The organism is Acinetobacter sp. NIPH1876 (assembly GCF_022808535.1).
GTDB lineage: Bacteria > Pseudomonadota > Gammaproteobacteria > Pseudomonadales > Moraxellaceae > Acinetobacter > Acinetobacter higginsii.
Genome location: NZ_JALGBR010000017.1, coordinates 55532 through 76374 on the forward strand (window position 1 = coordinate 55532; position 20843 = coordinate 76374).

Consider the following 20843-nt stretch of genomic DNA (forward strand, 5'->3'; position numbering starts at 1 on the left):
AATTAAAAATAGAGACAGAAAATTTTCGCTAAAGACCTTTTTGATTTTTCGATTTATAAAAAGTATTGCTTTTTATACTATGGGGCACTATAGTATAAAAACTAAAAAATAAGGAGGTCTGATGTCTAGGGCATGTCCTCATTTGGCTTTGCACCAAATTAACATGCAAGCAATGTAAATCATAGACTGATAATTTCGTGCAAGCTTATCAAATCGGGTCGCTATCGCTCGGAAATGTTTTAATCTCGCAAAGGCATTTTCAACTAGATGACTTAAACGATATTAATACCGATCAAATTCTTTATTTTCTCTCTTACTATTTGATTTCATTGGGATGATCGGCACAATATTTTGCTTTCTTGGCAACGTCCTAATTTTTTCCGAATCATAACCTTTATCTGCAATCAGATAATCTGCCTCACCAATCAACTACTCCGCAACTTGGCTGTCATGGAGTTCACCTCTAGTGATTTTAAAATCAATCGGCAATCCATTCGCGTCGGTTGCAAGATGAATTTTTGTGGTTCTTTCACCTCTAGACCGTCCAATTGCTCGCTTGAAACCGTGCCGAGCTCCACTTGCATGCTGATGCGCGCATATGTAGCTTCCCTCAATGAATACTCATTCTTGATCCAATACGCCTCGTAGTTTAAAAAAATTTACCCCACAAGCCCTTACTCGCCCAACGATTAAAGCGGTTATATGCTGTTTTCCAAGGACAAAATTCTTCAGGAATATCACGCCATGTTGCATCTGTACATAATTTCCATAAGATGGCTTCCATGATATTTCTACCGTTCTTTGAACAATAACAACCATGAAATTGCATCGTAGACTGGATTTGTTGTCAAATATCATCGGTGAGTAGAGTTCGTGCCATTGAGAAATATACAAATAAAAAGAGGTTAAATCATTCTTTTAAATCTTTAAAATCAATTTTTCAAATGAGGACACGCCCTAATAGATAAACAGTTTCAATATCTTGACTTCGCTTAAAGTCTAGTATGTTAATTTTAGTATAACTCTAAATAATTTGTTTCTTTCGAGTCGCTAACCAACACAAAACTGCTCCTGCTGTCACCATTGCAACACCTTGCCAAAAGATAAAAGATAAGGACGTACTTAGAATTAATGCCGCAAACAAAGCTGATAGCACGGGAATAAAATAAGAAGCTCCAGCCATTAACGTCATGTTCCCTGAAATAATTCCAATATTCCAAGCACCATATCCCAAACCTAAAGCACCAGCTGCCATAATCAGAGTGACTGTATTGTCATAAGTAAAATTAAGAGCTGACCCACTCATGAGAAGGTATTTGATCCATAGTACAACTCCAGTCAAGGCAAAAAATATAGTGACTAGATTTTTACCCTGAGATGTTTTTACTGTCACAGAACAATATGCAGCCCACAAAATAGCAGCAGCAAAAGCTAAACCATAACTAAGAGGATTAGCTTTTAAATTAGTAAATATCTGAAAAAAATCAAATCCAGTATCTCCTCCTAATACCCAACAAATTCCAACTAAAGCGAATATGCAGCCAGGAATAATTAAAATATTGGCCTTAACGTTGTTAAAAATAATTGCGAATAGTAGAGTAAATGTTGGCCATAGATAATTAATCATGCCGACTTCGATTGCTTGTCTACTGTTTTGCGCATAGCCAATAGAAAGGGCAAAACATAATTCATAAGCAACAAATAAAAGGCTTCCCCACCATAAATAGGATTTTGGGATGGTAGAAAACTTAGGCATACCAACCATGAAAACTAAAATCATGGATGCGACACTGTAAATTAGAGCAGCACCAGCTACAGCTCCAAAGCTCTCACTGACACTACGCATTAAGCCTACATTTGTACTCCAAAATATGACAGCTGTAAGACCAATTAAAGTCGATATATTTCTATTGAATGTAGGGAGAGCATTTAAAAGCATAACCTATTCCTTTTAAGCCTTAGCATTGATTAAATGATGTGATTTCCTCTCTAATAAAGCCATACTTGCAAAAATTGCAACTATAACTAATAAGATACTAGGTGCTAAGGTATTAGCTGTTTGTTGAATTAACCAAGTTGCAACGAAAGGAACTGTTCCACCTAACAGTGCATTAGCAGTATTAAAACTAAAGGCAAAACCGGTATAGCGCACTTGTATAGGGAATTGTTCTGTTAAATATGCAGGTAAGCTCCCATCGTTCATTGCTAATAATGTGCAGAACATGAGCTGAATGATCACCATTTCAATAAAACTGGCAGTTGAAAGTAAGTAGAACAAGGGTACAGTCAGTGCTATAAAGCTTAGACCTGCCCAAAGCAACATTTTCTTACGTCCAATTCGATCTGAATATTTGCCCATCACAAAAACTACAGCAATATAAAATAGCAATGAAATTGACCCTGATATAAAGGCTTGGGATTTATTTACACCTAACTCTGTAGCTAAATAATTTGGCATATAACTAAAAATAAGATAGAAGGCGGTGGCATTTAAAGATGCAACTGCAAATGCTTTAAAAAGTGCTGGTTGATACTGAGTAAATAAGGCTTTGATTGGAAAATTTTCTTTGTTGCTATTTTTTTGATGTTCTAAAAACTCTGGGGTTTCTTCTAACTTTACACGGATATAATACCCGATTAAACCTAATGGTGCTGCCAATAAAAATGGAATTCTCCAACCATATTCGTGTAAAAACGCCTCTGACATGAAAGCGAACATCGCCGCTGCCATTAAAGAGCCGAGTAGTAAACCCGTTGCAGTACTTGCAGGAACTAAACTGGTATAAAGTCCTCTTTTTCCCTTAGGGGCGTATTCTGCAAGAAAATTTGCTGCACCAGCATATTCACCTGAAGCGGAGAAGCCTTGGATCATCCGGAATATTAATAACATAATCGGTGCAAAAATACCGATACTTTGATAACTTGGTAACAGTGCAATACATACCGTAGCCAGTGTCATTAATATAATCGACCACGATAGTGCATTTTTTCGACCAAATTTATCCCCAACATGCCCCCAAAAAATACCGCCTAATGGACGAAAAATAAATGAAATTGCAAAGATCGCATATGTAGCCATTAATGCGGTTAAAGGGTCACTTTTCGGGAAAAAAACCACTGCAATAACTGTTGCCAAAAAACCATATGCAGCATAATCAAACCACTCCACAAAATTACCAATAAAGCTGGCGCTAGCAACACGTCTTAGAGTATTTTTTTGCTCTATTTGATGATTGTTTTTCATTCTATTTACTCCTAATTAAATAGGCACTCATTTTCAGAGTGCCTATTTAAAATCTTTTATTTGATAATGTTATGTTCTGGACCATATGGGAATTTGGTAATATTTTCATTTCCTGATTCTGTAACGACCAAGATATCATGTTCACGGTAACCACCAGCCCCAGCCATTCCTTGCGGAATCATAATCATAGGTTCCATTGAAATCACCATGCCTGGTTCTATCACCGTATCAATATCTTCACGTAATTCTAAACCGGCTTCACGACCGTAATAATGTGATAACACACCAAAGGAATGTCCATAACCAAATGTGCGGTACTGCAATAAACCTTCTTCATAGAAAATTTCATTTAACTCTTTAGCAATATCACTGCAACGTGCACCTGGGCGAATGAGTTTTAAGCCAGCTTCATGCACCTTGACATTCGCCTCCCAAATTCGTAATGAAGCATCATCACAGTGATCAAAGAACTGTGTACGCTCTAAAGCTGTATAATAGCCAGCAATCATAGAAAAGCAGTTTAAACTTAAAATATCACCTTTTCGGACTTGGCGGGTTGTAACAGGATTATGTGCACCATCCGTATTAATGCCTGATTGAAACCAAGTCCACGTATCCATGAGTTCAGAGTTTGGAAAACGTTTGGCAATTTCACGTACCATGGATTGAGTAGAGGCTAAAGCCACTTCATGCTCTGGCACACCTTCACGAATTGCTGCAGTCACTGCAAAACCACCAATATCACATACTGCAGCACCTTGGGTGATATGTGCAATTTCTTCAGCAGATTTAATCATGCGTAGCTTCATGCATGCGGCACTAATATCCACAAACTGCACATTCGGTAAAACTGCTTTTAACTTGTTTAAACGTTCTAAAGGTAAATGATCAAACTCAATTCCTACACGGCCTTTATTTGGAATTTCTTGTGTAACCGCTTTAAAATAGTTATCACGCTGCCAGTCAGTATAAACTACGTTATAGTCGCCAATCGTACGACGCCAAGGTTGCCCAGCATCAATATTTGCTGAAATTGTCACCACTTTTTCTGGGCTAACCACCAGACCGTAGAAGCGCCCAAATGAACAATAAATAAAGTCTGCATAATAGTTAATGTTATGGATTGAACTAAATAGAATATGATCAATTTCTAGCTCTTCCATTAGTTGGCGTAACTTGCTCTGTCTATTTTGATACTCAGATAATGAAAATGTTGCAGAAACTTTTTCACCATTTTCAATGGTTAATAATGATGGTAGTTGTGAAGCAACAAAATTATTTACTAAAGTATTCATATATTTTCCTAGATCAATGTAATGTAATCAATGAGCTAAGCTTATGCAGAATATGAATAGGGATTTTTGCTAAAAGCGTCAAAAAGTTGTCAAAAACCGACAAGACTAAAAAACACTAATGAGCAAAATCCAGAATGTTACGTTCAAATTTGGGGGAATAGTTAAAAAAAGCTTTATAGGCTTTAGTAAAACTAGATACATTACAAAAACCACATGCCAAAGCAATATTTGAAATGTTTAACGTAGACTGTTTAAGTAGATTCTGTGCATAGGTGAGTCTTAGTTTTAAATAATATTCTTTTGGAGCCAATTGTAGATTCATTTTAAACAAGCGCTCTAAAGTACGCGGTTGAATTTTTACATGCTGTGCAATTTCAGCAATAGTTAAAGGCTCATTAATATTATTTTCCATTAAGCGCAATACTTCTTGAATCTGAAAATCAAGTTTTTTCTTATGTTCAGCAATAGGTTGATGTTGAATTTCATTGCTCTCACGCACTTGATGAACAATAAATTGCTCACAGATTCTTTTAGCAATATTTGGATAGTGTATTTCAACAAGTGCCAAGCCTAAATCAATCGCTGCAAGCCCACCAGAACAGGTAAAACGGTTCGCATCAATGGTAAAAATATGTGGGGTAAACTGTACTAATGGAAACTCTTCTTGTGCCGCTAAGGTATTTTCCCAATGAAGGCTAGCACGAAAGCCATTTAGTAGATTGGCTTTCGCTAATACATAAGCGCCTGTACATAAACCACCTAAAGCAATTTTTTGTTGATCCAACCTATATAAAAAATTCTTTAAGCGTACTGTCATATTTTTATAAAGTTGAAAACCACCACAAATAAAAACTATATCCATGTTCAGTAAATGTGACCAAACACAGGTATGTTGTATTTGAAGACCATTGCTTGCGCAGCTATGATGACCATCTAAACCCGTTACATTCCATTGGTATAAATTGTCTTCTGTAACATAATTAGCCATACGCAAGACTTCAACCATGTTTGAGAAAGCAATCATTGAAAAGTTATCGAGTAATAAAAAACCAATACGCTTAGAGTTTTGTAACATAAATTTAATGTTCTTCACTTTTTTCAATATTTTTATAAAGCAATTTTGAGACCACAATTTTGATTTTTTCAGATTTAAAAGTCACTTTTGTCTTTATTTCCATGAGGCTTTGTTGCATAAAGCCTTTGATAGCAGAGTGAACCGTACTGGGTTTGTAGGAGACTTTTTATTTAAGTTGGGCCACCTGAACTAACGGGTTAATTTTATCATAATACTTTGTTTCAAAATCAAAAGGCGATACATAACCAATGCACTGTGTACACGCTTTTTATTGAACCAATCTACCCAATTTAATATCGCAAGTTGTACATCTGCTTTTCAATAGTCAATCACCTCAGTTTTGTATAAGCCATTCACCGTTTCAGCCAAAGCATTATCATAGGAATCACCAGTTGTACCGACTGATGCTCCTAAATTTGCTGCCTCTAACAGGAAAACGAATAGAAAGATATTGCACACCTCTATTTAAATCATGAATTACATTCTTTGGCATACATCGGTCACGTAATACTTGCTCCAGTGCATCAAGCACCATATCTCTATTCATCCGTGTTGATACTTTCCATCCAACAATTGCGCGTGAGAACACATCAATAATAAGGGCGGTATAGACCTAGCCTGAATTTGTTTGAATATAGCTGAAGTCTGCGACCTGACATACAAAAAGCACTGCTTCGCAAGGGTCAGGATGATCAGCACTAAAATTACGGTTCACCAAGCCAACTGCCCGTTTTTGGTCATCTCGTACAAAGCCTTTTCGATTTATAAAAAAATATTGTTCTTTTTTATACTATAGGGTACTATAGTATTAACACTAGCAAATAAGGAGGTCTGATGCCTAATCAGGTTGAAGACAAAAAAAAGATTCTTCTACGCGTCAGAAAGATCAAAGGTCAGACGCAAGCGATTGAAAAAGCGTTAGAAGACAATGTGGAATGTGGTGCAATTCTGCAACAAATATGCTCTGTGCGCGGTGCTATTAATGGTTTAATGAATGAAATGTTGGAGGTTCATTTAAAGGACACTTTAGTATCAGGTGAAACCACAGAACAACAACGAAAAGAAGAATTGGCTGAAATCGCCAAGATTTTAAAATCATATTTAAAATAGATCTGTATAAGGAATTATTCCATGAAGTCACGTGCTGCTGTTGCGTTTGGTCCTGGTCAACCTCTTCAAATTGTTGAAGTTGATGTTGCACCACCGAAGAAAGGTGAAGTATTAATCAAGATCTCCCATACCGGTGTGTGTCATACAGACGCATTTACTTTATCTGGCGATGATCCTGAAGGTGTTTTTCCCGCTATTCTCGGGCATGAAGGTGCTGGTGTTGTAGTTGAGGTTGGTGAAGGCGTGACTAGCGTCAAACCAGGTGATCATGTAATTCCACTTTACACTGCTGAATGTGGCGAGTGCGTATTCTGTAAATCTGGAAAATCGAACTTGTGTATTTCCGTTCGCGAAACTCAAGGTAGAGGCGTAATGCCAGATGGTACCACTCGTTTTTCCTACAACGGTCAACCGATTTACCACTATATGGGCTGCTCAACGTTCAGTGAATACACTGTAGTGGCAGAAGTATCATTGGCTAAAATCAATCCTGAAGCCAATCACGAACATGTCTGCTTACTGGGTTGTGGGGTAACAACGGGTATCGGTGCAGTACATAACACGGCTAAAGTACAAGAAGGTGATAGTGTTGCGGTCTTTGGTTTAGGTGGTATTGGTTTGGCAGTCGTACAAGCCGCACGTCAAGCTAAAGCAGGGCGTATTATTGTGGTTGACATGAATCCAGATAAATTTGCGCTGGCAAAAGAGTTTGGTGCAACGGACTTCTTGAACCCTAAAGATTACGATAAACCAATCCAGCAAGTAATTGTCGAAATGACTGGCTGGGGTGTAGATCATTCATTTGAATGTATTGGTAACGTGAATGTGATGCGTGCAGCCCTTGAAAGTGCACACCGTGGCTGGGGACAATCCGTAATTATTGGTGTAGCTGGCGCAGGTCAGGAAATCTCTACCCGTCCATTCCAACTGGTTACTGGTCGTAAATGGCTAGGTTCTGCCTTTGGTGGTGTAAAAGGTCGTACGCAACTTCCAGGAATGGTTGAAGATGCCATGAAAGGTAAAATTCAATTAGAACCATTTGTGACACATACGATGGGCTTGGATCAGATCAATGAAGCCTTTGATCTAATGCATGAAGGTAAGTCAATTCGTACTGTAATTCATTACGAATAATTGCGTCAGACCTTATACTTTTCCATGCATGTGCATCATGAATGACATGCATGGAATCCTCTAAAACGGCACATCATCTGTAAAACAGATCTATCTGTGTAGGCATCGTGTATAGGTTCAATAAACCTGCCTACATTTTAAATCTTTATCACTATTCTCTGTGGAGAATGTAAGACTCTTTGTTTACTTGATTTCTCATGAAGTCTTGCTCAACATAGGTAATTGATTATGGAAATAATTGAGAAGCATGCTTCTTTTGGTGGATCGCAAGAAGTGTATCGCCATCAGTCAATAGCATTAAACTGTTCAATGAAATTCTCAATATATCTGCCACCTCATGACAAAGATGAGCGGTTGCCAGTGTTATATTGGTTATCAGGATTGACTTGCAACGAACAGAACTTTATTACTAAAGCCGGAGCACAAAAGTATGCGGCTGAACATAAAGTCATTATTGTTGCACCAGATACCAGCCCACGTGGAGAGGATGTACCAGATCATGCAGATTATGATTTAGGCCAAGGCGCAGGATTCTATGTGAATGCAACACAAGCACCCTGGTCGCAGCATTTCAAAATGTATGATTATATTGTGGAAGAGCTCAGAAATCTGATTGACCTGAATTTTCCGACCAATCAAGTCCAAAGTATTATGGGTCATAGCATGGGTGGTCATGGTGCATTAGTAATTGGATTAAAAAATCCTGAGCTGTATAAAAGTATTTCTGCTTTTGCACCAATTGTTGCACCTAGCCAAGTACCTTGGGGGAAAAAGGCTTTTACACACTACCTAGGTGAAACCGAAACTTTATGGAAAAGCTATGATGCGATTGAATTAATCAAAAACGCTGAAGTTCATTTACCTATTTTAGTCGATCAAGGAACAGCTGATGATTTTCTTGAAGAACAGTTAAGGCCTAAGCTTCTTAGTGATATTTGTTTGGAACAAGAATATCCTCTTACACTTAACCTAAGAGAAGGGTATGACCATAGCTATTACTTCATTGCGAGCTTTATAGAGAAACATATAGAGTTTCACAGCAAATTCCTAGCTAAATAACTTTCATAGATATGAGGATGTACAATATTGTTCTTGAATGCTTCTTGAGCAATATAATTTCCAGATGAAGAGGTCAGCTTATAAAGCTAAGGTAGAGTCAATTGATCCTTATATAAATAAGATTGAATTTAATCATCTCATATCTTGATTTTTTGATTCAAATGTTAATGATATTAACTTGAATAAATTCATAGCATTATGTCGAAATAAAAACCTAAATTTTGGCTCAGCTATGGGAATTTTTTCTAACTTTTATACAACAAAACTTTCTGACATGCATACATTAGCAATGTCAGAATCAGTTTGAATTCTAATCAATTATGGAGTTTTAGTCATGCTTAAAACAGCTTTATATGTCCGTCTTGAAGCTAAACCGGGTAAAGAAGACGAAGTGGAAGCTTTTCTTAAAGCCGGTTTACCTATTGTAATGGAAGAACCTGCGACAGTTGCGTGGTTTGGCCTACGTCTTGGACCTACAACATTTGGTATTTTTGATGCATTTCCTGATGAGGCGGGTCGCCAAGCGCATTTATCTGGCAAGGTTGCAGCTGCGTTGATGGCTCAGGCCGAAGAGCTATTTTCAGAGCCACCGTCTATTGAAAAAGTAGATGTTTTGGCGAGTAAACTACCAGCTTAAACCGATGCTTAAATGTATGAGGGTGCTGTCTGAAATTTTGAATGTAAGGCAGCACTTCAACCCTATGATGTTTGTCAGAGGCTTTCTATTCAAGTTGGGCTACTTTATTTAATGGCTTAATCTCATCATTTACAAGGGTCAATATCCAAAACAGGGTAAATAAACAAATGCAACTATTTACACGCTTTATATTGAACCAATCTATCTAATTTACTGTCGCATTTGTACATCTGCTAAACCGTGCCAATCTGCTTTTAAAATATTTAATCATTGCTATTTTGTATGAGCCATTCACTGCTTTAGCCAATGCGTTCACGACCATGTCAGTAGTCATGCGTGTTGATACCTTCCATTCAACAATCGCTCGTGAAAATACATCAATAATAAAAGTGGTATAGAACAAGCCTGAATGTGTTTAACCATCACTAAGGTCGGCAAGCTGAAATAATTTTTATAAAAATAGACGACTGGTCTATTTTTGTGTATAGTTAGCACATAGTGCAGTCAAAAGCCGCAGTGTTGTCCAATTTTTTTAAAGTTTATTTGATGAATAACGGTGGTTTTTCAAATCAATTAGCTGATCATCCTAGGATAAAAATATGTTGAATTTTAACTTTTATAATCCGACTCGCATTATTTTTGGTGGCGATACAATAGCTAAAATCAATGACTATGTGCCTACAGAAGCAAAAGTATTAATGTTGTTTGGTGGTGAAAGTGCACGTAAGAATGGTACTTTAGCTGAGGTGCGTGAAGCATTAGGTGCAAGAGAAATTCATGAATTTGGCGGAATTGAGCCGAATCCGAGTTATGAAACCCTCATGAAAGCTGTAGAGCTGATTCGAGAACAAAAGATAGATTTCTTGATGGCTGTCGGTGGCGGATCGGTAATTGATGGTACTAAATTTATTGCAGCAGCAGTCAATTATACAGGGGATACATGGGAGATTTTAGAAACCCATGGTACTAAAATTACTCAAGCTTTGCCTTTTGCGAGTGTACTCACCCTTCCGGCAACTGGTTCAGAAATGAATAGCGGTGGGGTAGTAACCAGAAAATCGACCCAAGCCAAATTGTCATTTAACAGCCCCTATGTTTTTCCGCAATTTTCCGTACTGGATCCGAATAAAACTTTTAGCTTGCCGACGCGCCAATTAGCAAATGGCGTGGTCGATGCATTTGTTCATGTCATGGAACAGTACTTAACTTACCCTGTCAATGCACAAGTACAAGATCGTTTTGCCGAAGGTCTATTGCAAACTCTGATTGAGATTGGACCGAAAATCTTGGAAGATTCAGCAGATTATGACACGCGTGCGAATTTGATGTGGGCTGCTAGCATGGCACTGAATGGGCTAATTGGAGCTGGTGTACCACAAGATTGGTCAACTCATTTGATTGGGCATGAGCTCACGGCTTTACATGGTATTGATCATGCTCGTACCTTGGCCATTGTGTTGCCGGCCAATCTACAAGTGCGTCGTCAAGAGAAGCGAGAAAAATTACTACAGTATGCAGCTCGAGTCTGGCAGATTGTCGAAGGTGATGAAGAACAACGTATTGATACTGCTATTGCTCGTACTCGAGCCTTCTTTGAGCAACTTGGATTGCCGACTCGTCTTAGCGATTATGGACTGGGGGAGACAGATATTGAGATCATCATTACGCAACTTAAATCACACAATCTTACACAGCTAGGCGAACATAAAACTGTTTCATTAGAGATCAGTCGCCAAATTCTCGAGACGAGTATCTAAATAAGCGTATCTGTCATGGTCACGTTACACGACAAGTGATCATGCAACAATGCTCCTCAATCCTGAAAAATATCGGAGAAATAACATGAAAATTTTAATCGTTTTAACCTCACATGATCAACTTGGCAATACTGGTAAGAAAACAGGTTTCTGGCTAGAAGAACTTGCTGCACCGTATTACACCTTTATTGACTCTGGTGCTGAAGTTACGCTGGCGTCGCCTCAAGGTGGGCAGCCACCACTAGATCCGAAAAGTAATTTGGCCGATGCGCAAACTGAAACCACTCATCGTTTTGAAGCTGATCCAACTGCAATGCAAGCATTGGCACAGACGCATAAACTTAGCGAAATTTCTGTAGCTGATTATGATGCAGTGTTTTATCCAGGCGGGCATGGCCCATTGTGGGATTTAGCAGAAGATCCGATTTCAATTTCTGTGATTGAACAGGCGATTCAGTCTGGCAAACCTGTTGCAGCAGTGTGTCATGCCCCGGGTGTTTTTCGACATGTGAAAGCGAGTAATGGAGCGCCTTTAGTTAGCGGTAAATTAGTGACTGGTTTCACCAATACTGAGGAGGCCGCTGTAGGTTTGACTGAAATTGTACCATTTTTAGTCGAAGACATGCTTAAAGAAAACGGTGGTCATTATTCTAAAGTGGATGATTGGCAAGTATATGTTCAAGTAGATGGCTTGCTGGTTACTGGACAAAATCCAGCATCTTCTGCTGCAACCGCTACAGCATTACTTCAATTGTTGAAATAAAGAGTAGCTAGTCTCTGTTGTGGTGCTTAGCAGTGAATAAACTTCTGACTCTGAGCAACTGGCGCAATAAGCAAAATAACCCTCACTTAATGGTGAAGGGCCTGAGTGAATAGCTTTCCTTCCTTTATTTTTCTATATACAGGAAGGAAGGTTATTTTTTTTAATTTAGATCAATTAAGCCATGATGACTTGGATTCAATGAAATGAAAGACAGCAAACTTTTTCAAAACTTAAGCTTAGGCCCTTATGTTTTGCAAAACCGTATTGTATTGCCACCATTAACGCGGTCGCGTAGTACTCAGCCAGGGAATATTCCAAATGAACTGATGGCAACCTATTATCAACAGCGTGCCGGGGCAGGATTTATGGTGACCGAAGGTACGCAAATCGAGCCACGTGGTCAAGGCTATGCTTGGACTCCCGGTATTTACAGCCCTGAACAGATTGCTGGATGGCGTAAAGTGACGGAAGCAGTGCATGCTAAAGGAGGCATTATTTTTGCACAACTTTGGCATGTTGGGCGTGTTTCACATACATCTTTGCAACCCGATCACGCATCACCGGTCGCGCCCTCGGCTATTAGGGCTGATAGTAATGTTAAAGTCTTTATTGAAACCGGGCCCAATGCAGGGGCCTTGGCTGATCCTTCAATGCCACGTGCTTTAAGCAATGCAGAAGTTAAAGAATTAGTGCAACTCTATGCTCAAGCAGCGCGTAATGCATTGGCTGCTGGTTTTGATGGGGTTGAAATTCATTGTGCAAATGGTTATTTGGTAAATCAATTTATCTCTGCACATAGTAACCACCGTGAAGATGAATATGGTGGATCACTAAACAATCGTTTGCGTTTTTTACGTGAAGTAGTACAGGCAGTTGCTGAGGTGGTTGGTGCAGATCGTTTAGGAGTGCGTTTTGCCCCGCTATTTGAAAGTACAGAGGAAGATCGTGTTTATATGGGGTTGGTTGAAGATGATCCACATGTGACTTATATTGAAGCCATAAAAATACTTGAAGAAGTTGGGATTGCCTATTTATCGATTGCAGAAGCTGATTGGGATCATGCACCAGAACTTCCTCATAATTTTCGTAAAGATGTCAGAGACACTTTCAGTGGTCGGATTATTTATGCAGGTCGATATACGGCAGAAAGAGGGACTCGAATTTTAAAGGCAGGGCTGGCCGATTTAATTGCATTTGGACGCCCATTTATTGCGAATCCAGATTTACCCGATCGCATCGCCAATGGCTGGCCATTGAATGCAGTAGATGCAAGCACTATGTATGGTGGGACGGAAAAAGGCTATATTGATTATCCAGCTTACGCAGATTAATATTGACTAAGTGAGTTATTTTGCCAACCTTTGTGGTTGGCAAAATAAGGACTTAGGATTGCTGTTGCCAGCATAAATTCTTATTAAAACAAATTCTTAAAAATTTTTAGCTGTGTAATGAGCCAACCTGCCAGTGGGAAAGAAATCAGTTGCGTTACTGGCACTAATACTATGACTTCAATCAACACCATCATCGGGAAACTTTGATGCTGAGTAATTGGCTTTAATAAAGTGAGTACCAGTAATAGTGTGGGATATAAGCCTAAATATCCGACTAAAATACGAGTCATGAGGGCTTTAGGAGAAGAATTCATTGTGCGCTATACTCATGGATTGTAAATTAATCTAATAGCAACACATTAATAACTAATCATTGGGCTGCTGTCATTAATTATGTAATTGATATTTAATCTAAATTTTATCAATCTTCACTTTTTAATAGAAATTTAGTTGCTCTCAGAGCTTGATGTAATGGTGTTTTATCTTTTTGCAACTTACTCAGTAATGCTGCACCTAACCACATTTGGTAAAGTACTTGTGCCAACGTCGAGGCCTCAGTATTTGCTTGAATAGACTGATCCTGTTTTCCCAAATCAATTAAACCAGCAATACGTTGGATTACATCATCCACGCCAGCGGACATAATGGAACGCATATCTTCAGATAGATCGGCAACTTCTGCGGCAAGTTTCACAATTAAACAGCTATTCGCCCAACCACAGTGTGTTTCAGGATCTTCTATCCATAAATTAAAATACTCAATCAGCTTTTGATAAGGGGATTTATCGCTACGCCATACATCATTTAAACGGACTTGGTAATTATCCACATAATGCTGTACCAATTCACATCCGAAAGCTTCCTTGGATTGGAAATAATGATAAAACGAGCCTTTGGGGATCTCACAGCTCTGTAAAATTTCCTGTAATCCTACGCCAGTAAAACCTTTATGCAAAATCAGGTCTGAACTGGTGTTAAGAATGTGTAAGCGCTTCGCTTCAGACTTTTTAATAGGAGTAGGCTTCATATTAATTATTTACTCTATTGTAAAAAAAATAGACCAGTCGTATTGTTTTTTATTATAACTCATCTACAATGGATGTAAAGAAATTTTAATCATAATTTTTGATTATGAAGAGAAATACTTTTAAATAAAACATGGAGTTATATGTGTGAAAACAGTTATTAATCAACGCATCGTTTTAGCTAAACGGCCAGTGGGTGAGCCAAAACACAGCGATTTTCGTATTGAGCAAGTTGAGCTCAATGAACTTAAACAAGGCGAGATATTGTTAAAAACCATTTACTTGTCACTCGATCCTTATATGCGTGGTCGCATGAGTGATGCTCCCTCATATGCAGCACCGGTTGAAATTGGCGAAGTGATGGTCGGTGGAACAGTCAGTCAAGTGATGGCCTCTAAAAACCCAAAATTCAAAGAAGGCGAGTGGGTTCTTTCTGGAAATGGTTGGCAGGGCTACGCAATTTCTGATGGGACTGCATGTCAAAGCTTAGGTATGCAACCCGAACATCCATCTTGGGCATTGGGTATTTTGGGGATGCCTGGCTTTACTGCTTATATGGGGTTGTTGGACATTGGTCAGCCTAAAGCCGGTGAAACTTTAGTCGTTGCAGCTGCAACGGGACCTGTTGGTGCTACAGTTGGACAAATTGGCAAACTTAAAGGTTGTCGCGTGGTTGGCGTCGCAGGTGGGGCTGAAAAATGCCATTATGCAGTACAAGAACTCGGCTTCGATGCTTGTATCAATTATCATGATGAAAATTTTGCAGAACAATTACAACAAGCAGTTCCCAACGGTATTGATATTTATTATGAGAATGTAGGGGGTAAAGTGTTTGATGCGGTATGGCCATTGCTTAACTCTGCGGCACGTGTACCGGTGTGTGGTGTGGTTTCGCAGTATAACGCTACCGAGCAAGCACAAGGGCCAGACCGTTTACCTGGCTTTATTTCCACTCTTTTAAGAAAGCGTATTCGCATGCAAGGCTTTATTATTTTTGATGATTATGGCAATCAGTATCCGGAATTCAATCAGCAAATGTCTGAATGGTTGAAAGACAGAAAAATCAAATATAAAGAGCATATGGTGCAAGGTTTAGATAACACGATCAATGCTTTCAATGGTATGTTAAAAGGCAAAAACTTTGGCAAAGTGGTTGTAAAAATTTAAAAAAATAGGAATATTATGATTACACTACATCATTTAGATCAATCACGTTCTTTTCGCATTTTGTGGTTACTTGAAGAAATCAAGCAGCCCTATGAGCTGAAAAGCTATTATCGTGACTCAAGCACGCATTTGGCCCCTGAATCTTTAAAAAACATCCATCCTTTAGGGAAATCTCCAGTATTGGAATGGGATGGCAAAGTTATTGCAGAGTCAGGCGCAATCGTTGAGTTATTAATTCAGAAACTTGCGCCGCATTTAGCACCAGATATGGATGAACCTACCTATGTCGATTATCTACAGTGGATTCATTTCTCAGAAAGCTCTGCCATGCTGCCATTTTTATTAAAAACGTTTAATGCGATTGAAACCAAGCAGGGTACGAAGTTGGTATTTCTAGAAAATTATACTCAAGTTGAGTTCGATAAAGTATTCGGCCATTTAAATGAATATTTAAAAGATAAAGAATTTCTAGTGGCAGACCGTTTAACCGGTGCTGACTTTATGATGGGCTTTGGACTACATGCTTTAGTTTATCATATGGGACAAGGTGAAAATTATCCCCATATCCAACGTTATGTAGCAGGTTTAAGCCAACTACCTAGCTGGCAAGCCGCAGTACAAATTGAACAAAATGGTGTGAAAAGTCAAAAATAGCAAGATTGATTTTTTAAAGGCAATTTAGAAAAAGAATCGTGATTGTCAAGTACATCTAGTTATAAAATAAGCTGACACTTATTTAAATTAAACGCCTAATGAATTTCATCGGGCGTTCTCTATTTTAAAGATAAGGAATTACCATTATTTAAGACAAGTTTCGCCTATTCTTCCCATCAAATTCCTATCAAAAGAGTTTGAATATCACGACGGTTACGTTGAAAGATATAATCAACTTCTGAAAGAAAGAAACGTGACTAACGCACAGCAAGATTAAATTATTCCTCGGGGTATTAAACAAGTAAACTACATCATTTTACTAACATAAACGCATATACGTAAAAATCACGCCCCGTTTAACTGGCAATAGTTTTTGAACCCTTGTATAAAAGTTTAAACGAATCTAGCAAGTCTTTATTTAATGTTAATACTCATCCAGTATTGAGGTTTTTTATCTTTTCTTGCCTGTGATCTAGGTTGTAATACTCTAATTTCATACTCACCTGAAGCAGGTAAAATATAAATACCATTATCATCAAGCTTTGGAGAATATTCTCCAAGATTGATGGAGTCTTTTAATTGATTACCCCATAAGTAAGTTTCAACATTTCCTCCAGTCAACCTCACTTTTAACTTTTGCCCTTTTTTAGCATAAAATTTGTAGGAATCATACTTGTATCCATCTATCCTTCCGTAATAATTTGCAGAGTAAGCTTTTTTAGCAAACTTAACTACAACAGTCTTTCGTATATCATTGTTATCATTTGCAAGTGCGGCAGGGCTAAGCATAGTTAAAGTTAGGGTCATAAAAGCACCAGCTAGTAATTTCGTATTCGCTATTTTCATAAGGTTACCTTAATTCTTGTATCGCCCCTGACATAGTAACATAAGTAATAAGTAACCATGAATCATGGAACAGAACTGTGAATAGTCATAACATAGAGTTGCACTTCAAATGTTAATTTAAGACTTGCGAAATCAATGGTTAATTAATTGGTCACTAAGGAATAGCCAATCTATATATAAACTTTATTTAACAAATACTTATAAAAATATATGATGCGTATCATACGCATCATATATAAAGCGTTCTATTTTGATATAATTGATCCAATCAACCCCTTATTAGGTTTCATTTAAATTCCATGAGTCTTACTGATATTAAAGTTCGCCAAGCTCATTGCAAGGAAAAAACCTGTTTTTTATCCGATGAAGATGGGCTTAGCCTGAAGATTGAGCCGAGTGGAAGAAAATCTTGGTGCTATCGCTATACAGATCCACAAACTAAAAAACGTCGACGCATTCAGTTAGGTCTTTATCCTGATTTATCGCTGAAAAAGGCACGACAAGTCAGAGATGACTTTAAAGACAATAATTTCTGTTTTGAACATGATACTGCCTCTAATCTTATCACCTTTGGTAAGGTCGGGGAGGAGTGGTTACAGTTCAAACTGAAGAATGCCTTCAACGATCTACCCCGCTGTGGTGTACTACAGTTAGCAGAAAGATGCTTACAGCAAGATATTTATCCAGACCTTCAGGATTTACCTTTTCAAAACATCAAGCGCTATGACCTGGTTTCAGTAATCAAAAAAATAGAGGGACGCCAAGTAAAAGAACCTGTCAAAAAAGCTTGTAGTTATTTGAACCAAATTTATGACTACGCTGTAGCGATGGGTTATTGTGAGTTCAACATCGCTCATGGTTTAAATAAAATCACCATTAACAGCAAAATCAAGAAAAATTATCCGTATTTGAAAGCGGAGGAAATATCTGATTTTAAGAATAAATTACAAAAATTGGATGCCCATCCCATTATTAAAAAAGCACTGATGTTCAAATTACATACTGGCGTGAGAGGGGCCGAATTGTTATTGGCTGAGCCTCATCATTTTGATTTAAATGAAAAAATCTGGAAAATACCTGCCTTGCATATTAAACAGTTTCGACGAAAAGTCATATTAGGCCATGAGATTCCAGATTTTTTAGTTCCACTTTCAAATCAGGCTTTAGAGATTTTGAAAGACGTCATGCAGTGGTCATACGGTGAAAAATACCTTTTTGCTAGCCCTCGCAAACACAATCAACCGATTCATTTTAATACTCTAAATATGGCCATACGTAAGATGGGGTATGGCAAACATCAACTATCTTCTCATGGATTACGTTCTACTTTTAGTACCATTTTGAATGACTCAGGTTTGTTCCAAGATAATTGGATTGAGGCACAACTTTCACATATTGATAAGAACCGTACCCGTGCCAGCTATAATCACGCTGACTATTTAGCCCAGCGGACTGAAATGATGCAGTGGTGGGGTGATTATTTAAGTACTGCTAAGTGAAAATCGTACTTTTATACATAGACTTAAAACATTATGGGGTTTCAAATGGATAGTAAACAATATACTTGCCGTGTTACATGGTCAGCAGAATATAATGAGTATGTTGGGTTGTGTGCTGAGTTTCCATCATTGTCTTGGCTTGATGCGGATCAGTCTAAAGCATTCTCAGGAATAGAGGAGCTCGTTGCTGATGTTGTCGCTGATATGATTAGCAATAATGAAAAAGTTCCTACACCACTCTCCGGGAAAATATAGTAGGCAGTTTGTTGTCCTTGTTCTCAGTGGTTCAACAAAAACTAGCCCTCGAAGCCGCAGAACGTGGCGTGGACATAAATTGTTTAGTATCAGTAAAAAGAGCGATGTAATTTTAGTACGAGTGAGTGATAGAGCAGGAACCTATGCTTCATATATTCAGTAAATGGTATGTTTTTGAATTAATAGGTATTTTTAAATAAAGCTTTCTTTGATTTAGTGCTTTTTATTTAATAAATTAATTTTAAAAACAACTTAGGCTAATTGATAAACACTATCTGGAAAGATTAAAAGAAAATATTTTTTAATTTCTGCTAATTCATTTAAGGCAGGTTCCCTTTCAAGCAGTTGAAATGTCCAAATAAGTACAGCCTGATGATTATCATAGCAAGTATTTACTCCAAGAAAATTAGCCATTCCATAACTTCTATTGATGTTCATTTCTTTAATTAATTGATTTCCTAAGTCACGAGCTTGCTGGCTGATCAATAACTCATTTGGTAACACGGCGGTCATCTCCACAAAATAATCTAATGCAGGTTCAATCCTTATATTTAAAAAGTTATAATTTAGTTGAAATGGATAAAATATACTTTCTATAAGTTGTAATAACCTGCTGTAGGTTAATTTTAGCAAAGTATTACTCAGTCAACAACTTCAAATAACCCACAGCAAGTTATTTTTTGTAAATTAATTTAAATATGATTACTTGTAAGTTATCTAGCCTCATGGGCGATAGAAAAATTTTAAAATTAAGTGAAGTGGTGCATGCAACAGGTATCAATCGCAACACGCTCACAAGTATGTATTATGACCGTGCTGTACGTATTGAATTACCAGTCGCCGATAAGTTGTGTAAGTACTTTAACTGTACGATGAATGATTTGTTTGAGTTTAAGGAAGAAGTTGAAGAAAAAGATTAACTTAATACTTCGTTTGATAAGTTTTTCGAAGAAAAAGACTAGCCAATACTTAGTTTGATAAGTTTTTCTCTGCAGATCTAATATTGAATTTTATAAAATATCATTACAAACAGATACTAATTTCATTACTTCTAAAATGAAATCAATCGAATGGTAGAGTTTTTTTGCTATTTGCATTTTAAGGTGGGATTTTGAGGCCTTGTTGCGCAAACCTACCGATAAGGTCTTATACAGCAATAGCCTACACCTAAATTTATCGTACACCGAATTGGTCATCCTACAATCATGCTTTGATCAATCATGGTAATTTTACAATTTGGTTTGATACTAAGATTCAATGATATTCGCAGTCACAAGGAAAACATGGTCGAAATCAAACTTATTCTGACATAGCCATTCAGTGCTATCTCATGATTAAATCCTTATTTCGTCTTTCTGTATGCATGGTGACTGGCTTTGTCCAAAGCTTGATTAAACTTTGCGGATTAGATTGGACAGCTCTGGATTATTCAACCATTCGCAGAAGACAAAAGCATATTGATATTCAAATTAGCTATGAAAAGAGTTGCAATGGACGGCACTGTTGCAAATAGAGATTTGAGTCGATGATGTTCCCTTTAAAAAGTACTTAGAGACCGAAAACCCTGTTGATTAGACACACTTCACCCTGAGGCTGACCATAATAAAATGACGATGCTTGTCCTTTACGTACTGCACGCATGACTTCAATACCTTTAATTGTGGCATAAGCCGTCTTCATAGATTTGAATCCTAATGTGGCCCTGATGATCCGCTTTAGCTTGCCATGATCACATTCAATCACGTTATTTTTATACTTAATCTGCCTGTGCTCAATATCTACTGGACATTTTCCTTCTCGCTTTAATCGTGATAAAGCATGGCCATAGGTCGCTGCTTTATCTGTATTGATGACCCGTGGAATTTGCCATTTTTTCACCGTATTGAAGATCTTTCCTAGAAAACTATAGGCTGATTTGGTATTACGTCTAGAAGAAAGATAAAAATCAATGGTATCGCCACGTTGATCGACTGCACGATACAGATAAGACCA

21 protein-coding genes and 4 pseudogenes are annotated in these 20843 nt (G+C 37.8%); 13 read left to right on the top strand and 12 right to left on the bottom strand.

Annotated features, from left to right (window positions below; all coding sequences use genetic code 11):
• Positions 1–138 precede the first annotated feature (138 nt).
• From MN869_RS17240 to MN869_RS17265, 6 genes and pseudogenes are all read right to left on the bottom strand, one after another.
• A pseudogene (locus MN869_RS17240) lies at positions 139–829 on the bottom strand (IS5 family transposase).
• A gap of 195 nt (positions 830–1024) precedes the next feature.
• On the bottom strand, positions 1025–1939 hold the full coding sequence (yddG, locus tag MN869_RS17245; protein ID WP_000925802.1) for an aromatic amino acid DMT transporter YddG: 915 nt from the start codon (positions 1937–1939) through the stop codon (positions 1025–1027).
• Between the two features lie 12 nt (positions 1940–1951).
• Complete coding sequence (locus tag MN869_RS17250) at positions 1952–3244, bottom strand: MFS transporter (RefSeq protein WP_000794339.1); 1293 nt, start codon at positions 3242–3244, stop codon at positions 1952–1954.
• Between the two features lie 56 nt (positions 3245–3300).
• The gene (locus tag MN869_RS17255) at positions 3301–4539 is read right to left on the bottom strand and encodes a M24 family metallopeptidase (protein WP_001094923.1); all 1239 of its coding nucleotides are present in this window, start codon (positions 4537–4539) and stop codon (positions 3301–3303) included.
• Between the two features lie 115 nt (positions 4540–4654).
• Positions 4655–5614 carry a GlxA family transcriptional regulator gene (locus MN869_RS17260; RefSeq protein WP_000941154.1) on the bottom strand — a complete coding sequence of 320 codons (960 nt, stop codon included), beginning with the start codon at positions 5612–5614 and terminating at the stop codon, positions 4655–4657.
• 166 nt (positions 5615–5780) lie between these two features.
• Positions 5781–6359, bottom strand: a pseudogene (locus tag MN869_RS17265) (DDE-type integrase/transposase/recombinase); the annotation flags it as partial.
• 89 nt (positions 6360–6448) lie between these two features.
• Between MN869_RS17265 and MN869_RS17270 the strand changes: the two are divergent.
• From MN869_RS17270 to MN869_RS17285, 4 genes are all read left to right on the top strand, one after another.
• Complete coding sequence (locus MN869_RS17270; protein ID WP_001133624.1) at positions 6449–6724, top strand: metal/formaldehyde-sensitive transcriptional repressor; 276 nt, start codon at positions 6449–6451, stop codon at positions 6722–6724.
• Positions 6725–6745: 21 nt separating this feature from the next.
• Positions 6746–7858 carry an S-(hydroxymethyl)glutathione dehydrogenase/class III alcohol dehydrogenase gene (locus MN869_RS17275; protein ID WP_000842149.1) on the top strand — a complete coding sequence of 371 codons (1113 nt, stop codon included), beginning with the start codon at positions 6746–6748 and terminating at the stop codon, positions 7856–7858.
• A gap of 228 nt (positions 7859–8086) precedes the next feature.
• Complete coding sequence (gene fghA, locus MN869_RS17280; protein ID WP_000402510.1) at positions 8087–8917, top strand: S-formylglutathione hydrolase; 831 nt, start codon at positions 8087–8089, stop codon at positions 8915–8917.
• 334 nt (positions 8918–9251) lie between these two features.
• Entirely contained in the window at positions 9252–9554 is a 303-nt protein-coding gene (locus tag MN869_RS17285) for an antibiotic biosynthesis monooxygenase (protein ID WP_000920558.1), read from the top strand.
• Between the two features lie 208 nt (positions 9555–9762).
• Here the strand turns inward: MN869_RS17285 and MN869_RS17290 are convergent.
• Positions 9763–9993, bottom strand: a pseudogene (locus tag MN869_RS17290) (IS3 family transposase); the annotation flags it as partial.
• Between the two features lie 160 nt (positions 9994–10153).
• Between MN869_RS17290 and MN869_RS17295 the strand changes: the two are divergent.
• The 3 genes from MN869_RS17295 to MN869_RS17305 all read left to right on the top strand — a co-directional run bounded on the left by MN869_RS17295 (position 10154) and on the right by MN869_RS17305 (position 13405).
• Positions 10154–11311 carry an iron-containing alcohol dehydrogenase gene (locus tag MN869_RS17295; protein ID WP_000931663.1) on the top strand — a complete coding sequence of 386 codons (1158 nt, stop codon included), beginning with the start codon at positions 10154–10156 and terminating at the stop codon, positions 11309–11311.
• A gap of 85 nt (positions 11312–11396) precedes the next feature.
• On the top strand, positions 11397–12074 hold the full coding sequence (locus MN869_RS17300; RefSeq protein WP_000697979.1) for a type 1 glutamine amidotransferase domain-containing protein: 678 nt from the start codon (positions 11397–11399) through the stop codon (positions 12072–12074).
• A gap of 203 nt (positions 12075–12277) precedes the next feature.
• Positions 12278–13405, top strand: coding sequence for an alkene reductase (locus tag MN869_RS17305; protein ID WP_000655283.1), 1128 nt, complete (start codon positions 12278–12280; stop codon positions 13403–13405).
• Between the two features lie 83 nt (positions 13406–13488).
• Here the strand turns inward: MN869_RS17305 and MN869_RS17310 are convergent, their stop codons facing one another.
• Complete coding sequence (locus MN869_RS17310) at positions 13489–13719, bottom strand: hypothetical protein (RefSeq protein WP_001088959.1); 231 nt, start codon at positions 13717–13719, stop codon at positions 13489–13491.
• A 107-nt stretch (positions 13720–13826) separates the two neighbouring features.
• Positions 13827–14432 (bottom strand): TetR/AcrR family transcriptional regulator, encoded by a 606-nt coding sequence (locus tag MN869_RS17315; RefSeq protein WP_000805351.1) that lies wholly within the window; start codon positions 14430–14432, stop codon positions 13827–13829.
• A 145-nt stretch (positions 14433–14577) separates the two neighbouring features.
• On the opposite strand from MN869_RS17315, the gene MN869_RS17320 reads away from it, so the two are divergent.
• Both MN869_RS17320 and MN869_RS17325 read left to right on the top strand, forming a co-directional pair.
• Entirely contained in the window at positions 14578–15597 is a 1020-nt protein-coding gene (locus MN869_RS17320; RefSeq protein WP_000859510.1) for an NADP-dependent oxidoreductase, read from the top strand.
• A gap of 15 nt (positions 15598–15612) precedes the next feature.
• Entirely contained in the window at positions 15613–16251 is a 639-nt protein-coding gene (locus tag MN869_RS17325) for a glutathione S-transferase (RefSeq protein ID WP_000631290.1), read from the top strand.
• Positions 16252–16665: 414 nt separating this feature from the next.
• Here the strand turns inward: MN869_RS17325 and MN869_RS17330 are convergent, their stop codons facing one another.
• Positions 16666–17097: a PPC domain-containing protein gene (locus tag MN869_RS17330; protein ID WP_000684953.1), complete on the bottom strand. Its 432-nt coding sequence runs from the start codon at positions 17095–17097 to the stop codon at positions 16666–16668.
• A 299-nt stretch (positions 17098–17396) separates the two neighbouring features.
• Here MN869_RS17330 and MN869_RS17335 point away from each other — a divergent pair, with 299 nt between their 5' ends.
• A complete protein-coding gene (locus tag MN869_RS17335) occupies positions 17397–18596 on the top strand; it encodes an integrase arm-type DNA-binding domain-containing protein (RefSeq protein WP_057083228.1) in 1200 nt (399 codons plus the stop codon).
• Positions 18597–18629: 33 nt separating this feature from the next.
• Positions 18630–18851 (top strand): hypothetical protein, encoded by a 222-nt coding sequence (locus MN869_RS17340; RefSeq protein ID WP_001986288.1) that lies wholly within the window; start codon positions 18630–18632, stop codon positions 18849–18851.
• A 252-nt stretch (positions 18852–19103) separates the two neighbouring features.
• On the opposite strand, the gene MN869_RS17345 is transcribed toward MN869_RS17340, so the two are convergent.
• Positions 19104–19355, bottom strand: coding sequence for a hypothetical protein (locus MN869_RS17345; protein WP_004658363.1), 252 nt, complete (start codon positions 19353–19355; stop codon positions 19104–19106).
• A gap of 194 nt (positions 19356–19549) precedes the next feature.
• Here MN869_RS17345 and MN869_RS17350 point away from each other — a divergent pair, with 194 nt between their 5' ends.
• Both MN869_RS17350 and MN869_RS17355 read left to right on the top strand, forming a co-directional pair.
• The gene (locus tag MN869_RS17350) at positions 19550–19771 is read left to right on the top strand and encodes a helix-turn-helix transcriptional regulator (RefSeq protein WP_004658364.1); all 222 of its coding nucleotides are present in this window, start codon (positions 19550–19552) and stop codon (positions 19769–19771) included.
• 251 nt (positions 19772–20022) lie between these two features.
• Positions 20023–20346: pseudogene (locus MN869_RS17355) on the top strand (transposase); the annotation flags it as partial.
• Positions 20347–20399: 53 nt separating this feature from the next.
• Here the strand turns inward: MN869_RS17355 and MN869_RS17360 are convergent.
• Positions 20400–20843, bottom strand: a 444-nt coding sequence (locus MN869_RS17360) for an IS6 family transposase (protein ID WP_243308842.1), incomplete at its 5' end; no start/stop codon positions are given.

What these genes read in the sequence shown, in the direction of transcription:
- yddG (WP_000925802.1), bottom strand. Translation starts at nt 1,939, where the DNA reads ATGCTTTTAAATGCTCTCCCTACATTCAATAGAAATATATCGACTTTA.
- MN869_RS17325 (WP_000631290.1), top strand. Translation starts at nt 15,613, where the DNA reads ATGATTACACTACATCATTTAGATCAATCACGTTCTTTTCGCATTTTG.
- MN869_RS17250 (WP_000794339.1), bottom strand. Translation starts at nt 3,244, where the DNA reads ATGAAAAACAATCATCAAATAGAGCAAAAAAATACTCTAAGACGTGTT.
- MN869_RS17310 (WP_001088959.1), bottom strand. Translation starts at nt 13,719, where the DNA reads ATGAATTCTTCTCCTAAAGCCCTCATGACTCGTATTTTAGTCGGATAT.
- MN869_RS17300 (WP_000697979.1), top strand. Translation starts at nt 11,397, where the DNA reads ATGAAAATTTTAATCGTTTTAACCTCACATGATCAACTTGGCAATACT.
- MN869_RS17350 (WP_004658364.1), top strand. Translation starts at nt 19,550, where the DNA reads ATGATTACTTGTAAGTTATCTAGCCTCATGGGCGATAGAAAAATTTTA.
- MN869_RS17295 (WP_000931663.1), top strand. Translation starts at nt 10,154, where the DNA reads ATGTTGAATTTTAACTTTTATAATCCGACTCGCATTATTTTTGGTGGC.
- MN869_RS17260 (WP_000941154.1), bottom strand. Translation starts at nt 5,614, where the DNA reads ATGTTACAAAACTCTAAGCGTATTGGTTTTTTATTACTCGATAACTTT.
- MN869_RS17315 (WP_000805351.1), bottom strand. Translation starts at nt 14,432, where the DNA reads ATGAAGCCTACTCCTATTAAAAAGTCTGAAGCGAAGCGCTTACACATT.
- MN869_RS17270 (WP_001133624.1), top strand. Translation starts at nt 6,449, where the DNA reads ATGCCTAATCAGGTTGAAGACAAAAAAAAGATTCTTCTACGCGTCAGA.
- MN869_RS17275 (WP_000842149.1), top strand. Translation starts at nt 6,746, where the DNA reads ATGAAGTCACGTGCTGCTGTTGCGTTTGGTCCTGGTCAACCTCTTCAA.
- MN869_RS17255 (WP_001094923.1), bottom strand. Translation starts at nt 4,539, where the DNA reads ATGAATACTTTAGTAAATAATTTTGTTGCTTCACAACTACCATCATTA.
- MN869_RS17330 (WP_000684953.1), bottom strand. Translation starts at nt 17,097, where the DNA reads ATGAAAATAGCGAATACGAAATTACTAGCTGGTGCTTTTATGACCCTA.
- MN869_RS17335 (WP_057083228.1), top strand. Translation starts at nt 17,397, where the DNA reads ATGAGTCTTACTGATATTAAAGTTCGCCAAGCTCATTGCAAGGAAAAA.
- MN869_RS17305 (WP_000655283.1), top strand. Translation starts at nt 12,278, where the DNA reads ATGAAAGACAGCAAACTTTTTCAAAACTTAAGCTTAGGCCCTTATGTT.
- MN869_RS17340 (WP_001986288.1), top strand. Translation starts at nt 18,630, where the DNA reads ATGGGGTTTCAAATGGATAGTAAACAATATACTTGCCGTGTTACATGG.
- fghA (WP_000402510.1), top strand. Translation starts at nt 8,087, where the DNA reads ATGGAAATAATTGAGAAGCATGCTTCTTTTGGTGGATCGCAAGAAGTG.
- MN869_RS17285 (WP_000920558.1), top strand. Translation starts at nt 9,252, where the DNA reads ATGCTTAAAACAGCTTTATATGTCCGTCTTGAAGCTAAACCGGGTAAA.